Source organism: Halorussus aquaticus, assembly GCF_024218795.1.
GTDB lineage: Archaea > Halobacteriota > Halobacteria > Halobacteriales > Haladaptataceae > Halorussus > Halorussus aquaticus.
On record NZ_CP100400.1, the window covers coordinates 1,557,745 to 1,571,736 of the forward strand.

Genomic DNA, 13,992 nt, shown 5'->3' on the forward strand with positions numbered 1-13,992 from the left:
ATTTCAATCTTCCCCAAACATGTCCGACGAGCGGAAGACGATGGGAGACGGGCGGCCGTCGGGAGGTTTCCGGTCCGTCTGTCGTTCAGAACGCCGCGTAACGTGTGACCTCATCCGATGGTCACCGGGGGTGTCGGGGTCGAACACTGAACGGCGACGTGACTCGGTGGCAGGCGACGCGCTCTCACCGAATAATAACCCTTAAGTCTGGCAGGGCACCTACGTGAAACTGCGTGCCCGCCCTTAGCTCAGACTGGTAGAGCAGTCGACTGTAGATCGACTTGCCCCCCGTTCAAATCGGGGAGGGCGGATTTGTTCTACAAATCCGATCGACGCGATTTGAGCCTGTGAGCCGCAGTCCCGGAACGGCCGAAGGCCGCACGCCCGGAACGTCTCACAACGTTCAAATCGGAAAGAGCGGACTTCTCCCGAATTTACAACGACGAGCGAAGCGAGTCCACGATTCAGAAACGCATTTTCCGTTCGTGGTCATCGACGAGGCCTCAACGCACTTCGACGCTCGGACCTACCGCCACGAGGTGGCGACCCAATGGACGCCGCTCGCCAAGCGGTTCGCCAAGATTGGCGTGGACGTGTGCGGTCTCATCTGCCACTCCGGGAAGGACCTCCACCCCGAGGCGAAGCGGCTCTCGACAATGCCGTACTTCAAGCGCGAGAAGAAGGTCGTGGACTTCTTCGAGCGGTGGCCTGCCGACGCCGATATGCCTGCTGACTCGTTGTTCGGTGGCTCCGTTGAGAATTTAGAGCCGACCGGGACCGAGTACGACCCTAACGACGCCGCGCCATGGTCGTGGGATTTGGAGTCCGATTTGTTCTCACTTGACCTCAACTGGTCACAGCTACTCCATCGGATATCTTCCTAGATGTAAAATAAGGATACAACTATCATTATGTTTCTCTAATGCAGAAAGCTTAATAATACGTGATACGATTAAGGTTGCATGCAAGAAATTAACTTCGAACTAAGAAAGAAACTTAAACTGGCTGTTGAAGATTACACATCATATATTGAAGAGCAAGAAGATGGTAAAATACCGACATCGGAATATTTTATTCCCGGAGAGAAGGGAATGGAGAAGCAAGAAATTCCTAATATGAGCAAACTACCAGAGTTTTATGAGGAGAAACGCCCCGAATTCTTCCGTGATTTAGCAAAGTGGTTTATCACATCTGGAAACTCATATAATCAGAAAAGCATCTTTAAGAAGATCGAAAAAGAAGACCACATCTCATATCAATCAATAAAGGCTGAAGAGGCTGAAATGGACCAAATCATCACACAATACGAATCTGACTTTAGTTCTTTTGCAGGTCAAGTATTAGACTATGCTGGATCATATGACTTCGATAGTGATGATTACGATCGGGCCTTTGAGGATTTCTTTGGGGAGAGATATGATAAGAAAACTTGGGAAAAGCACATACTCCCAATAAGTAATTTAGAAGTTGAAGATTCCATTAGCTTAGAAGAAGACATTAGCTGGTTGAATAATGCAGATATAGAAAATATCTCCATAGAGATTGATGATATTACTGACTCCGAATTAGCCGCTATAAGATCTTCTCAAAACAATTTCGCCACGAAATCAACCTTACGAAGTTATGGCTACGATTGGAAGAGTATCATTAGAATCGAATTTAATGGCTCACTATTGACTAATAAATTGGTTGAATCGATAATAACCTCTTTGAGGCTATTTTCACCTACATCCTCAGAGATTCATTCTGGGAAAATATATATGATAGAAAAAACAGGTAAGACCTATCGAGAAGGAATTGAAGATTGCGTTGGTGTCTCTCCTATTGAAAACCCGACTTCAGGGGTAAACCCAAGAAATTGGCAAAGCCTCGATAACGAGAGTGAATTCCGGGAGTTTTGGTCGGAATACAGAAACTACCTAAATCTATCTCAAGCAGAAGAAAAAGCAGGTAAACTTTCAGGGGCACTTCGTCGATTTAATGAATCTTATTTGAAGCACAATCTTGAAGACAAAATCGTTGATATAGTTATAGCGTTTGAATCTACTCTATTACGCGATGTACCGAAAAATTCCTCCTATTCTTTTCGACTAGGTTTGCGTGCTGGACTCCTACTTGAGGACTTTGTCGACTACGATCGCGAAGTGATACGCAACTTGTTCAAGAACTTGTATTATACTCGTGGAGAGATTGTACATCAGGACCGTGAACTTACAGAAATACAACAAGATGACCAATTCCAGGAGATTGATGCGGTCTCGTCAGAAGAGAACATATCTGATTATAGACTCTTGCTTGCTAAATCGATAATCAAATATTTCGACCTTATTAACGAATACTCTCTAAGTATTACACAAATAAATCAAAAACTTGACCAAGCGGTTTGGGAAACTGCTTCGTTTGAATTGGGAAATAATGAATATGATGACTAATTCTAATAAATGGTATGAAAGTGTCTTAGCTCAGATGAGCTTCAACCGACCCACCCACCTACCCACCTTGTGGGGTATTTACTCGTGACCGCGAACAGCGTGAGCAATATCCTGAATCGCTCTATCGGTCGACGCAAACGTGTATGTCGTATTCGGAGTTCTGAACTTTATCGTAGACCGTTTCAGAAACTGTCCAGCAACGAGAATTGCCAGGCTAATTAATCCGAAGAATACAATCGCTAGCATCAGGTCCGGTATTGAAGAATCACCTACGAACTCGGCAACCCCCGTAAGAAAAGCCAATACGCCGAAGCCTCCGCCCCAATAGAGGAAACTTTTCGGATACGACGGTGCGCTGAACTCGATAGAATTGATTCCGTTGAGCGAGATATCAATTACATTCTCTCCTTGGACGTACACGACCCGATTCGGCGTACAGGCCAATTTTCCTTTTCTACTGTCTGAGACTGCATCAACGCTCTCGAACGCCTCGACCTCCTTCGTCACGGACTCGTTTTTCGCTAAATATGAGTCTAACTTCATCTCTAATCGCTCTATCCTCTCAAAACTAGCCACTTTAAATTACCGAGAAGTTATCCACGAAGTACGCGCGGGTTCGGCCTTGGTTGATGTTGCGCGTCGATTTTCCCTTCCAAGTACCGCATCCCCCATGTCGTAATCTCGTACATCTCTCCGTGAACTGGCGCGATGAGTCCTGTTGACGCCAGTACCTTACAACGCTCTCAAATCCGTCGCTTCGACGCTCGTAGCCTCGGAAGTGACTTCATCACTGACGGCGATGACCACGGCTCCTCGTTCAGGTGTTCGAGGATTCGGTCCTCGAGTTGCTGCATCCATCTTGCTGACTTCCGAGGTGGCACGAATTATCCCTCCTCTGGCGTTCCCGTCTGGTGACCGTTGTTGTTCTCGACTCCGTTGGTATAATCGTCCGGTGCGTCTTCGGCCGTGTCCAGCTCGCCATCGAGGTACTTCTCGCCCTGCTCGGTGATGACGTAGACGCCGTTTCGAGATGCTTCAGAAGCCCGTGTTCCTCCAGCGTCTCCACCCAACGAGACACGTGTTGACGAAATACTAGAACGCACTCGTTATCGGCAGTGTTCGTCGCCTGATAGAGAACGTGAATTGTCTAGTAACGTCACTCGGAAAAAGCGGACTTCTTCACCTCACGATTCACGTTCGAGGGACGGCGGCGACGTGAACCTCGCTCTCACCGTCCGGCGTCGAATACTCGACTTCGTAGACGAGCGTCGAGTTCTCGATTTCGAGCGACACCCGCGAGACGTTCGTCACCGTCGCGCTCCGGTTCCGGACGACTTCCACCGCTTCGACGGCCGAGCGCATCTCCGAGACGTTGCGGGTCCGATTGGCGGGCAGGAGACCCTCGGAAGCACCGCCCACGAGGACGCCCCCGTTCTCGACGCTGCGTATCGCGCCGGTCCCGGCGTGGACGTCTACCTCGAACCGCGCCGCGTCCTCGCGCAGCACTTCGACCTCCCAGACCGGCGTCCCGTCCTTGCGTTCGCGTTCCACGCCGATGGCCGTCCCGTTCGTCTCGTTCTCGGCGGCGACCATCGCATCGACTGCGGTCACGTTTCGGGCGGTCTCTTCGACCGTCGGCGCGGGACTCGTGGCTCGCTCTTCCGACGAGTGGGACACGGCGCTCGGAGCGGCCGCTCCGACCGGTGCGCCGACGACCAGCAGGACGGCGAGTCCGAGCACGAACCGTGGATAGCGTGTCATTCAGTTCACCGACTGACCGTCGTCGGTAGTGGTGCGGACTACCGCAAAGGACTGACGGCCGTTCCGTGCCGTCGGTCGCCGACCCCGAGTCGTCGGTTCAAAGGAGGAGCCAATTATAAGAGGGTAGACGGGTTGGTCTGGAGTATGCCTCGGTCGGTATCGCTCCGTCCCGCGACCCGTCAGGACGTGGACCGCATCTACCGGTGGAGAAACGACCCGGACATCTATCGCTGGTTCCGCGAGCAGGACGACGAACTGGAGTGGCACGACCACGTCGAGTGGTTCCGGAACCGCCCCGCGGACCGCGACGACCTGATGATCGAGTATCTGGGGAGGCCGGTCGGAGTCGTTTCCGTCGCGGCAGACGGCGACGTGGGTATCTACATCGGTGAGAAGCGCCTCTGGGGACGGGGACTCGCCTCCGCGGCGTTGGAGCAGGCGCTCGACGGGAGCGACCGGACCCTCTCCGCCGAGATACGCGCCGAGAACACCGCGTCCCAGCGGTTGTTCGAGCGACACGGGTTCGAGACGGTCGGTCGGGACGGGGAGTGGCTCCAGTACCGACGCGAGCGGAGCGAGTGAAGGGTGACGACTGGACGCGGACTCTGAGAACGCCGACCGTCTTCCAGTACCTTTAGGGCCTCACCTCCGTGGTCGGGAACGATGCTCGAATCCGTCACGACGGCGCTCGCCGCCGTCGCCGTCGTCGTATTACTCGCGCTCAGTGCGTTCTTCTCAAGCAGTGAGACGGCAATCTTCTCGCTGTCCGTCGACTGGGTGGCCGAACGCGCGGCCGGAGGCGACCGCCACGCGGTGTTGCTCCAGAAACTCCGCGACGACCCCCACCGACTGCTCGTGACGCTCCTCGTCGGCAACAACCTCGTGAACGTCGCCATCTCCAGCGTCGTCACGGTCCTGCTCGTGGACGCGTTTCCGCCGGGTATCGCGGTGACCGTCGCCACGCTCGTCGTCACCTCGATAGTGCTGATATTCGGCGAAATCATCCCGAAGTCGTACGGACTCGGGAACGCGGAGGCGTGGGCGCTCGACATCGCGGGCCCGATAACGCTCGTCCAGCGCGTCCTCTCCCCGCTCGTGACGCTGTTCGACGGCGTTACTCGGGGCGCGAGTCGCCGCCTCGGCGGCGACGCCGACATCGAGGAGCAGTATCTCGACGAGTGACCGTCAGTGGACGCCGTCTCCGAATCCGAAGCTCTCGGGGTTTGGCTTCCCGAGAACGTCCATCACGACCTCGTAGAGGTCCCGAATCTGCGGACGGGCGCGACCGCTTCGGTTCCGGTCGGCGACCCACCGATACCGGACGACGCCGTCGCGGTCCACGAAGAAACAGGCCCGGCGCGCCCGCGGGGCGATTCCGAACGCGCGATAGGTCACGCCGTACGACCGGGCTATCGAGAGGTCCCGGTCCGAGCAGAACGGGTAGGTCACGTCGAGGTAGTCCACGAACTCCCGATTAGTCCGGGGTCTGGCGCGGTTGACCCCGACGACCCGGACCCGGTCGTCGGTCGTGAACCAGTCGTACTCGCCGAGCGCGTGGCGTTCGGCGAACGAACCCAACTCGAAGTCGGTCGGCTGAAACACCAGCAGGACGGCCCCGTCGTCGAGCAGCGACGACAGCGAGACGTCCGACACCGACCCGTCGGGCGTCGCCAGCGGTGCGGTGAACTCCGGGGCGTGCGAACCGACTGCCGGACCGGCCGAATCTCCCATCGTCCGACGTATCTCTCCAAGTGGGTTTAAAATTACGTCAGACACCGACCCCTTTATCACGGCCGAAGCCAACGCGCTTGGCATGGTATCGCCACTGCTCGCCGACGCGCTGGTCGTCGTGGCGCTGGTCGGCTTCTACGGGGGGTTGGCGCGGGACCTCGGCGCGACCACCGAGTTCCTCGACCGGCGACTCGGTCTGGGCCTCTCGCTCGGCGCGTACGTCGCGGGCGGCGTCGGCGCGTTGCTGTCGCTGGCGACGGTCGCGGTGGAGGTGTCGCGGTTGCGGTCGAGTACCGCCAGCGGGGCGCTGGCCGCGGTCGGTCTCGCGCTGCTGTTCACGGTGGTCTTCGGCCTGTTCTTCCGCTTCGGTGTCGCGGTGTACGCGGTTCTGCTCCGGGTGGGGCTGAACCTTCCCCGGGGGTGAGTCCCACGGCGAGGCGGGGCAGTCCGGCCGGGTTGCCCACACGTCAATGTTTAACCGATAGGATTGCGTGGTTCGGTCCGTATGCCGACGCGCGTACCCGACGCCGAGTTTCAGGACCGACTCGCCGCCGTCCGCGACCGCATCGCGGAGACCGGCGCGGACGCGGGAGTCTGGTTCGGCGCGACAAGCATCGAATATCTGACCGGCTTCGACCACATCCAGACCGAGCGCCCGGTCGTCCTCGCGGTGACCGACGACCGCGTCGAGATAACCGTGCCCCGCCTCGAAGTCGAGCGCGTCGAGGCCAACTCGCGCATCGACGCGGTCCACCACTACTTCGACTACCCCGGCGGCGAACCGGTCGAGACGGCGGCCGAGATGCTGTCGGGTCTCGGCGTCGAATCGGTCGCCACCGACACCGACGGCGCGCCCGGCGTGATGGGGTACGAGGGGCCAGCGCTCTCGGCGTTCGTGGACGTCGAGACCCAGAACTGGATCGACCGGATGCGGTGGGCCAAGTCCGACGTGGAGGTCGAACTGGTCCGCGAGTCCGCGCGCTGGGGGAACCTCGCCCATCGCTACCTCGCGGACTTCACCGAGGTCGGCGAGCATCCGGCGACGGTGAGCCAGCGCGCCTCGATGGAGGCCTCGCGGGCGATGCTCGACACGCTGGGCGACGAGTACGTCCCGCGGACGCGCGGCGACGGCCCGGCGATGGCGGGGTTCATCACGGGCGAGCAGACCGCCCTGCCCCACGGCCACACCGCGAACCGCCGCCTGCAGGAAGGCGACGTGCTGGTCACGGGCGCGAGCGCGAACGTGGACGGCTACCACTCGGAACTGGAGCGCACGATGTTCCTCGGCGAACCCACCGACGAGCAGGCCCACTACTTCGAACTCATGCTGGAGGCCCAGACCGTCGCCATCGACGCGCTCGGGCCGGGCGTCGAGCTGTCGTACGTGGACGAGCAGGTCTGGGACTTCTTCGAGGAGCAGGGCGTCACGGACCTCGCCCAGCACCACGTCGGCCACAACATCGGTCTGGGCGCGCACGAACCGCCCTACATCGACCGCGGGTGGACCGACCACTGCGAGGAGCGCGAGGGCCGCGAGGAGCGCGACGCCGAGATGGAACCGGGCCACATCTACACCATCGAACCCGGCATCTACACCGACGAGTACGGCTACCGCCACTCGGACACCATCGCCATCACCGAGGACGGCGTGGACTGGCTGACCTACTTCCCGCGGGACCTCAAATCGAACGTCATCAGCGTGGAGTAGTGTTCCCGTCTCGGCGACTACTCTCCCCGACAGCTACTCGGCGACCAATCCATCTCGGCGCGTGCCGGTGCGGCCTCGTGCCGCGCCGAGCGCGCGAGGGAGTCGGCCACGTTCGGGCGGCCGACGAGGCTGGGGCGGAGTGAGGCGGCGGTGCTGTGCGGTGACTCCTCGGCTCAAGCAGTAGCTAGCTCCTTCGTCGATTTCCTCTGGTTAGTTGCTATGCGGTGCAATGCCCTTCCAGTAGCGTCGATAGAACGTAACTCGTCGCTAGTCTGCGAGAGGGGGACGTTACCCGCGCGCTCCAACCAATCGTAACGGCACCGCCTCGCACCGCAACCGCAGGCCGCACCCTAACGTTTCTCCGTCGCCGGTCTCTTCGGTCGTTCTCCCTGCGCCCTCGTCTCGCGCGCGACGAGGGCGCGGCATACCGTGCCAGCACGTACTGGGCGAACAACGCCGAGTCCGAGCGATTCAAGTTAGTTTGCACTAATCACGGCGTAGTGGCAGTATCGTTCGACCTGTTCGGAACCCTCGTCGAGGCAGAGCGCCCCGCCGACCCCGCCGAGGCCGTCGGCGCGGCACTCCGCGAGCGCGGCGTGGCGGTCCCCGACGACTGGGCCGACGCCTACCGCGAGGTACACGTCGACGCGCCCGAGGGGGCCGAGGTCCCGCTGATGGCTCACGTGAGCGCCGCGCTCGCCAGCAGGGGCGCCGAGGCCCCCGGCAACGCCGCGCGCCGGGCGGTCGTCTCGGCGTTCGACCCCGCGGTCGAGACCCGCGAGGGCGCGGTGGAGGCGGTCGAGGCCGCGAGCGAGCGCGGGCCGGTCGCCGTCCTCTCGAACTGCGCGGTGCCCCAACTCGCGCGCACGGCGCTGATTCGCTCCGACCTCGACCGCGAGGCGTTCGACGCCGTCGTCACCAGCGTCGCCTGCGGGTGGCGAAAGCCCGACCCGCGGGCCTTCGAGACCTGCGCCGACCGCCTCGGCGTCCCGGTCGCCGACCTCGTCCACGTCGGCGACGACCCCGAGACCGACGGCGGTATCGCGGACTGCGGGGGCGAGGCGGTCCTCGTCTCGGACGTGCCCCTGACCGCGTTCCCCGACTGGCTGGAGGGTCGGCGATGAACCCGCCCGGCGGCGTCTCGGTCGGGGCGGCCGCCGCTGGTGTCCTACCGGCCGCCACGGTGGCGCTCGCGCTCGCGCTCGACGCCGCCGTCGCGGAACCGCCCCGGCGACTCCACCCCGTCGCGTGGTTCGGGTCGCTGGTCGCTCGCTTCGACCGCGAGTGGTCGCACCCGGCAACGGTCGGTCTCGCCGTCGCGGTTGCGCTCCCGCTGTTCGCGGCCGCGGCGGTCGCGCTGGCGGTCGGACTGGCGACTCGCCTCCACCCCGCCCTCGGCGTCGCCGCGGCCGGACTCGCCGTCTTCGCCGCGACGAGTCTCCGGATGCTCTCCTCGAAGGCCGCCGAGGTGGTCGCCGCGTCCGACGCCGACCTGCCGACCGCCCGCGAGCGCTTGCGGTGGCTGGCGGGCCGGGACGCCGCCGACCTCTCGGCGGGCGAGGTCCGGAGCGCCGCGGTCGAGAGCGCGGCCGAGAACCTCGCCGACGGCGCGGTGGCCCCGCTGCTGGCGTTCGCCCTGTTCGCCCCGTTCTCGCTGGCCGCCGGGGCCGCGGCCGCGGCGTGGGTCAAGGCGGTCAACACCCTCGACTCGATGCTGGGTTACCTCGACGTGTCCCACGGGACCGCGAGCGCCCGCCTCGACGACCTCACGATGTGGATTCCCGCACGCGCGAGTGCGGTCCTGCTCGCGCTCGCGGCGTCGCTCCCCGCCTCGCTCCTCGCCGCCCGCCGGTGGGCCGACGCTCCGCCCTCGCCCAACTCCGGGTGGCCGATGGCGACGCTGGCGGCGGTCGTGGACTCGCGCCTCGAAAAGCCGGGCGTCTACGTGCTGAACCCCGGCGGCGCTCTGCCGTCGGTCGAAACCTCGCGGGCCGCGATTCGCGTCGTCTCGGTCGCGGGCGTCCTCGCCTTCCTGTTCGCCGGACTCCTCGCGGGGGTCGCCACAGTGCTTCTGCCGGAGGTGGTCGCGTGGCTCTGACCGCCGTCGCGAGTCGAACCCGCGAGTTCGTCGGCCGCCGTCTGACCGCGGCGAAGGGCGCGCTGGGCTTCCTCACTCGGATTCCGACCGGCCGGAGCGAGTCGGCGTGGACCGCCTTCAGCGAGACCCCCGCGGCGTTCCCGCTGGCCGGATGGGTCGTGGGCGCGCTGGCCGCGACGCCGTTCCTCGCGGCCGCGCTCGTCCCGGTTCCCGCCCCGACGGTCGCGTTCGGTTATCTGCTCGCGCTCTACGCCGTTACCGGAATCAACCACGCCGACGGGGTGGCCGACCTCGGCGACGCGGCGGCGGTCCACGGTGACCCGGAGGCGCGCCGCGCGGTCCTGAAGGACACCGAAGTCGGCGTCGGCGCGGTGCTGGCGCTCGGTCTCGTCGTCGTCGGACTCGCGCTCGCCGCGCTCGCGCTCGCCCGTCTCCCCCTCGCGGCGGCCGTGACGGTGGTCGTCGCCGCGGAAGTCGGCGCGAAGTTCGGGATGGCCGCGCTGGCCTGCCTCGGCGACCCCGCGTTCGAGGGCCTCGGGTCGGCGTTCACCGACAACGCCCCGGTCGCGCTGGTCGCTCCGGCCGCGGTCGCCGCTCCGGTCGTCGGTCTCGGCCGCTTCGTCACCCCTCTCGCGGCCGTCGGCTTCCCGGCTGTCACACTCGGCGCGTCCGCCGCCGGTCTCGTCGCCGCCTCAACGGCCGCACTCGCCGGAGCGGTCGCCGTCGCGCTCGCGCTCCTGCGGTGGTCGCGGGCGAACCTCGGCGGCGTCAACGGCGACGTGTTCGGCGCGGCGAACGAACTCGCCCGCATCGCGGGCCTCCATCTGGGGGTGGTCGCGTGGACGCTCTCGTGATGTGCGGCGGGCGCGGGACCCGACTCGACGCCCCGACCGAGAAACCGCTGTTCGAGGTCGGCGGGCGGCCGATGGTCGCCCGGGTCGCCGACGCCCTCGCCGAGAGCGCCGTCGAGACCGTCCACGCGGTCGTCTCCCCCCACGCGCCCGAGACCCGCGAGTTCGTCGCGCAACGCGACTCGCTGTCCGCAATCGAGACGCCCGGCGAGGGTTACGTCGCGGACTTGCAGATTGCTCTCGAAGCGGTCGAACCGCCGGTCTTGACCGCGGCCGCCGACCTGCCGCTGCTCGACGCCGACGCCGTGAACGCGGTCCTCCGGAGCCATTCCGAGGGGTCGCTGACGGTCTGCGTCCCGGCCGCGCTCAAGCGCGCGCTCGGCGCGAGCATCGACACGACGTTCGAGCGCGAGGGCCGGGAACTCGCGCCGACCGGCGTCAACGTCGTCGCCGACCCCGACACCGAAACCGAAACCATGTACGAGACCTACGACGCACGACTGGCCGTGAACGTGAATCGACTGTCGGACGCCGACCTCGCGGAGGAGTTGCTATGAGCGAGGACGGAAGCGCTCCGACGAGACTGGTGCTGTTCGCCGGGACGACCCGGACCGCCGAAATCGACGGACTGAGCGCCGCGGGGGCCGACCCCGAGGTGATGGTCCACACGCCGAGCGCCGACGCCGAGATACTGGAGTACGGCGAACCCGTCCGCGCGCCGGTGGTCCCCGTCAGTCCCTCGGGATGTCCGACCCCGGCGGTCGTGACCCGCGCGGTCCGCGAACTCGCGGACTTCGAGACGACGGTCGTGGACGCCGGACTCGCCGAACCCACCGCCGCGCCCACGGTGACGGTGGGCGCGCGACCCGGCGAGGACGTCCGGGCGTCCGACCCCGTCTCGACAGCGCCGGGGGCCTTCGCCGCCGCCCGGGAGTTCGGCCGCCGGATTCCGGACGAGGAGGTGCTGGTCGCCGAGACGATTCCCGGCGGCACTACCACCGCGCTCGGCGTCCTGACCGCGCTGGGGGAGGAGTTCGGCGTCTCGTCGTCGCTGCCGGACAATCCCGTGGACCAGAAGCGCGAGGTGGTCGCCGAGGCGCTCGACGCGAGCGGTCTCGAACCGGGCGACGCCGCGGGCGACCCGCGTCTCGCGGTCCGGCGCGCGGGCGATCCCGTGCAGGCGAGCGCCGCCGGGTTCGTCGTCGGGGCCGCCCAGTCGGGCACTCGCGTCACGCTCGCCGGGGGCACCCAGATGGTCGCGGTGGCGGCGCTGGCGCGCCACGCCGGACTCGACGCGCCCCTCTCGCTGGCCACGACGCAGTTCGTCGCCGACGACCCGGCCGCCGACCTCCGGGCCGCGGCCGTCGATTTCGACTTCGACCTGACCGTCACCGACCCCGGGTTCGACGCGGCCGACTCCCCCGCGATGGCGCGGTACGTCGCCGGGGAGGCCAAGGAGGGCGTCGGCATGGGCGGCGCGCTGGCGCTCGCCGACCGCGAGGGAATCGAGATGGCCCGCGTCCGCGACCGGATTCGGTCGGTGTACGACCACCTGCTGGACGGCGAGGCCGACCCGACCGACTCGGAGACCGCCGATGCACCCCGATAGCGTCCGCGAGACCGACCGCGTGCCCCACGGCGGGAGCGACGACCCGGACCTGCTGGAGTTCAGCGCGAACACCAACCCCCGGACGCCCGAGGGCGTCGCCGAAGTCTACGCCGACGCGCTCGACGCGGCCCGGTCGTACCCGAACGACGACTACCCCGAGTTCCGGGCGGCGGCCGCCGACTTCGCGGACTGCGACCCCGGCGACGTCGTCCCCACGCCGGGCGGTCTCGCGGCGCTCCGACTCGCGTTCGCCGTCCGCGTCTCGCCCGGCGACTCCGTGCTGGTTCCGTACCCGAGTTTCGGCGAGTACGCCCGCGAGATTCGCTTGCAGGGCGGCGACCCCGAGTTCGTCCCTCACGACGAACTCCTCGACGCCGACCCCGCCGACCACGCTGCGGCCGTGGTCTGCAACCCCAACAACCCGACCGGCGACGCCTACGACCCCGATGCGCTCCGTGCGTTCGCGGCGCGGTGCCGTGACGCCGACGCCCTGCTCGTGGCCGACGAGGCGTTCCTCGGGTTCACCGACCGGCCCTCGCTCGCGGGCACCGACGGCGTCGTCGTCGCGCGCTCGCTGACCAAACTGTTCGGCCTGCCGGGCCTCCGGGCCGGGTTCGCGGCGGCGACCGGCGACCTCGGCCACGACCTCGCCATCGCCCGGCGGGCGTGGAGTCTCGGGACGCCCGCGGCCCGCGTCGGCGCGCACTGTCTGGGCCAGTCGGCGTTCGTCGCCGAGACCCGCGAGCGCGTCCGCCGGGAGCGCGCCCGGATGGCCGACGCGCTCCGCGACGACTTCGCCGTCTACGCCCCCGACGCGCCGCCGCTATCGGCCTCGTCGGCCCCCTTCCTCCTGCTCGACCTGCGCGAGGGCGGGCCGGAAGACGGCGAGCAGTCGCCCGCGGAACTCGTCGCGGCGGCGCGCGAGCGAGGGGTCGCGGTCCGGGACGCGACGACGTTCCGCGGACTGGACGCCCACGTCAGGGTCGCGGTCCGGACCCCCGACGAGAACGACCGCCTGCTGGAGGTGCTGTCCGATGTTCGAGACTGAGACCCGCGAGGGCGTCCTCCGAGTCGGCCGCGAGGGCGCGCGCTGGCTCTCGACCGGGTGGGACGGCGGGGAGTGGCGGGCCGACGCGGCCTACAACGTCTCGGTGCCCGAGGGGTTCGACCGGACCGACCTCGACGCCTACCTCGCCGAGCGCAGGCGGTCGGCGGGGTTCGACGACCCGGGTCCCGCGCTCCTGACCGGCGTCGCGTTGCGCCACGCCCGCGGCGCGCGGTGCGGGCCGGTCTCGGCGGTGGCGACCGCGGGCGTCTCGAACCCGGCCGCGCTCCCGATGGACCCCGACGGCGAACCCGCCGAGGGCGACGGCGGTCCGTCGGACTCCGACTCGGACGCGTCCGACTCCGATTTCGACTCCGGCCCCGAAATCGGCACCGTCAACGTCGTCGTCGGGACCGACCGGGCGCTCGCGCCCGGCGCGCTCCCCAACCTGCTCGCGGTCGCCGTCGAGGCCAAGACCGCGACCCTGCTCGCCGAGACCGGCTTTCCCGGGACGACGAGCGACGCCGTCGTCGCGGCCTGCGACCCCGCGGGCGAGGAGACGACGTTCTCCGGGAGCGCCACGGAAGTCGGGGCCTGCGCGCGGGTCTGCGTCCGGGAGGCGGTGCGCGCCGGACTCGAATCGCGCTACGGCGACGCGACCGACGCCACGATTCCGGAGTCGGTCGCCGACGCCGACTACGGCGCCACCGCGACCCGACGCGCGACCGTGTTCACGCCGTGAGTCCGATTCGGAGTC

16 protein-coding genes and 1 tRNA gene are annotated in these 13,992 nt (G+C 65.5%); 14 read left to right on the plus strand and 3 right to left on the minus strand.

Annotation, left to right across the window (positions count from 1 at the left end; translation table 11 throughout):
- The first annotated feature begins 237 nt into the window (after positions 1-237).
- From NGM06_RS08075 to NGM06_RS08085, 3 genes are all read left to right on the plus strand, one after another.
- Positions 238-311 (plus strand) — tRNA-Tyr (locus NGM06_RS08075).
- Positions 312-485: 174 nt separating this feature from the next.
- A complete protein-coding gene (locus tag NGM06_RS08080; RefSeq protein WP_254269780.1) occupies positions 486-884 on the plus strand; it encodes a hypothetical protein in 399 nt (132 codons plus the stop codon).
- 78 nt (positions 885-962) lie between these two features.
- Positions 963-2,432 (plus strand): HEPN domain-containing protein, encoded by a 1,470-nt coding sequence (locus NGM06_RS08085; protein WP_254269781.1) that lies wholly within the window; start codon positions 963-965, stop codon positions 2,430-2,432.
- A gap of 78 nt (positions 2,433-2,510) precedes the next feature.
- Here the strand turns inward: NGM06_RS08085 and NGM06_RS08090 are convergent, their stop codons facing one another.
- Complete coding sequence (locus NGM06_RS08090; RefSeq protein ID WP_254269782.1) at positions 2,511-2,939, minus strand: hypothetical protein; 429 nt, start codon at positions 2,937-2,939, stop codon at positions 2,511-2,513.
- Positions 2,940-3,623: 684 nt separating this feature from the next.
- On the minus strand, positions 3,624-4,193 hold the full coding sequence (locus NGM06_RS08095; RefSeq protein WP_254269783.1) for a PepSY domain-containing protein: 570 nt from the start codon (positions 4,191-4,193) through the stop codon (positions 3,624-3,626).
- A gap of 144 nt (positions 4,194-4,337) precedes the next feature.
- Between NGM06_RS08095 and NGM06_RS08100 the strand changes: the two genes are divergently transcribed.
- Positions 4,338-4,775, plus strand: a complete 438-nt coding sequence (locus NGM06_RS08100) for a GNAT family N-acetyltransferase (protein ID WP_254269784.1) — start codon at positions 4,338-4,340, stop codon at positions 4,773-4,775.
- Positions 4,776-4,856: 81 nt separating this feature from the next.
- Positions 4,857-5,375 (plus strand): DUF21 domain-containing protein, encoded by a 519-nt coding sequence (locus NGM06_RS08105; protein ID WP_254269785.1) that lies wholly within the window; start codon positions 4,857-4,859, stop codon positions 5,373-5,375.
- Positions 5,376-5,378: 3 nt separating this feature from the next.
- Here the strand turns inward: NGM06_RS08105 and NGM06_RS08110 are convergent, their stop codons facing one another.
- Complete coding sequence (locus tag NGM06_RS08110) at positions 5,379-5,924, minus strand: redoxin domain-containing protein (protein WP_254269786.1); 546 nt, start codon at positions 5,922-5,924, stop codon at positions 5,379-5,381.
- Between the two features lie 82 nt (positions 5,925-6,006).
- Between NGM06_RS08110 and NGM06_RS08115 the strand changes: the two genes are divergently transcribed.
- The 9 genes from NGM06_RS08115 (at position 6,007) to NGM06_RS08155 (ending at position 13,977) form a co-directional block, all read left to right on the plus strand.
- A complete protein-coding gene (locus NGM06_RS08115; RefSeq protein ID WP_254269787.1) occupies positions 6,007-6,348 on the plus strand; it encodes a hypothetical protein in 342 nt (113 codons plus the stop codon).
- A gap of 81 nt (positions 6,349-6,429) precedes the next feature.
- Entirely contained in the window at positions 6,430-7,632 is a 1,203-nt protein-coding gene (locus NGM06_RS08120) for a M24 family metallopeptidase (RefSeq protein WP_254269788.1), read from the plus strand.
- Between the two features lie 500 nt (positions 7,633-8,132).
- Complete coding sequence (locus tag NGM06_RS08125) at positions 8,133-8,756, plus strand: HAD family hydrolase (protein ID WP_254269789.1); 624 nt, start codon at positions 8,133-8,135, stop codon at positions 8,754-8,756.
- Positions 8,753-9,730 carry an adenosylcobinamide-phosphate synthase CbiB gene (gene cbiB, locus NGM06_RS08130; RefSeq protein WP_254269790.1) on the plus strand — a complete coding sequence of 326 codons (978 nt, stop codon included), beginning with the start codon at positions 8,753-8,755 and terminating at the stop codon, positions 9,728-9,730. The genes NGM06_RS08125 and cbiB overlap by 4 nt, the downstream gene beginning before the upstream one ends.
- Positions 9,721-10,584 carry an adenosylcobinamide-GDP ribazoletransferase gene (gene cobS, locus NGM06_RS08135; protein ID WP_417439921.1) on the plus strand — a complete coding sequence of 288 codons (864 nt, stop codon included), beginning with the start codon at positions 9,721-9,723 and terminating at the stop codon, positions 10,582-10,584. The genes cbiB and cobS overlap by 10 nt, the downstream gene beginning before the upstream one ends.
- A complete protein-coding gene (locus tag NGM06_RS08140; RefSeq protein WP_368410465.1) occupies positions 10,569-11,138 on the plus strand; it encodes an NTP transferase domain-containing protein in 570 nt (189 codons plus the stop codon). The genes cobS and NGM06_RS08140 overlap by 16 nt, the downstream gene beginning before the upstream one ends.
- The gene (locus NGM06_RS08145) at positions 11,135-12,190 is read left to right on the plus strand and encodes a nicotinate-nucleotide--dimethylbenzimidazole phosphoribosyltransferase (RefSeq protein ID WP_254269791.1); all 1,056 of its coding nucleotides are present in this window, start codon (positions 11,135-11,137) and stop codon (positions 12,188-12,190) included. The genes NGM06_RS08140 and NGM06_RS08145 overlap by 4 nt, the downstream gene beginning before the upstream one ends.
- Positions 12,177-13,238 carry an aminotransferase class I/II-fold pyridoxal phosphate-dependent enzyme gene (locus NGM06_RS08150; RefSeq protein WP_254269792.1) on the plus strand — a complete coding sequence of 354 codons (1,062 nt, stop codon included), beginning with the start codon at positions 12,177-12,179 and terminating at the stop codon, positions 13,236-13,238. Before NGM06_RS08145 ends, NGM06_RS08150 begins: the two co-directional genes overlap by 14 nt.
- Positions 13,225-13,977 (plus strand): adenosylcobinamide amidohydrolase, encoded by a 753-nt coding sequence (locus tag NGM06_RS08155; protein ID WP_254269793.1) that lies wholly within the window; start codon positions 13,225-13,227, stop codon positions 13,975-13,977. The genes NGM06_RS08150 and NGM06_RS08155 overlap by 14 nt, the downstream gene beginning before the upstream one ends.
- The last annotated feature ends 15 nt before the right edge of the window (positions 13,978-13,992 follow it).

Bases quoted from the DNA above. Each gene is read 5' to 3' on its own strand.
- NGM06_RS08085 (WP_254269781.1), top strand. From the start codon at position 963: ATGCAAGAAATTAACTTCGAACTAAGAAAGAAACTTAAACTGGCTGTT.
- NGM06_RS08095 (WP_254269783.1), bottom strand. From the start codon at position 4,193: ATGACACGCTATCCACGGTTCGTGCTCGGACTCGCCGTCCTGCTGGTC.
- NGM06_RS08100 (WP_254269784.1), top strand. From the start codon at position 4,338: ATGCCTCGGTCGGTATCGCTCCGTCCCGCGACCCGTCAGGACGTGGAC.
- NGM06_RS08105 (WP_254269785.1), top strand. From the start codon at position 4,857: ATGCTCGAATCCGTCACGACGGCGCTCGCCGCCGTCGCCGTCGTCGTA.
- NGM06_RS08110 (WP_254269786.1), bottom strand. From the start codon at position 5,924: ATGGGAGATTCGGCCGGTCCGGCAGTCGGTTCGCACGCCCCGGAGTTC.
- NGM06_RS08115 (WP_254269787.1), top strand. From the start codon at position 6,007: ATGGTATCGCCACTGCTCGCCGACGCGCTGGTCGTCGTGGCGCTGGTC.
- NGM06_RS08120 (WP_254269788.1), top strand. From the start codon at position 6,430: ATGCCGACGCGCGTACCCGACGCCGAGTTTCAGGACCGACTCGCCGCC.
- cbiB (WP_254269790.1), top strand. From the start codon at position 8,753: ATGAACCCGCCCGGCGGCGTCTCGGTCGGGGCGGCCGCCGCTGGTGTC.
- NGM06_RS08145 (WP_254269791.1), top strand. From the start codon at position 11,135: ATGAGCGAGGACGGAAGCGCTCCGACGAGACTGGTGCTGTTCGCCGGG.
- NGM06_RS08150 (WP_254269792.1), top strand. From the start codon at position 12,177: ATGCACCCCGATAGCGTCCGCGAGACCGACCGCGTGCCCCACGGCGGG.
- NGM06_RS08155 (WP_254269793.1), top strand. From the start codon at position 13,225: ATGTTCGAGACTGAGACCCGCGAGGGCGTCCTCCGAGTCGGCCGCGAG.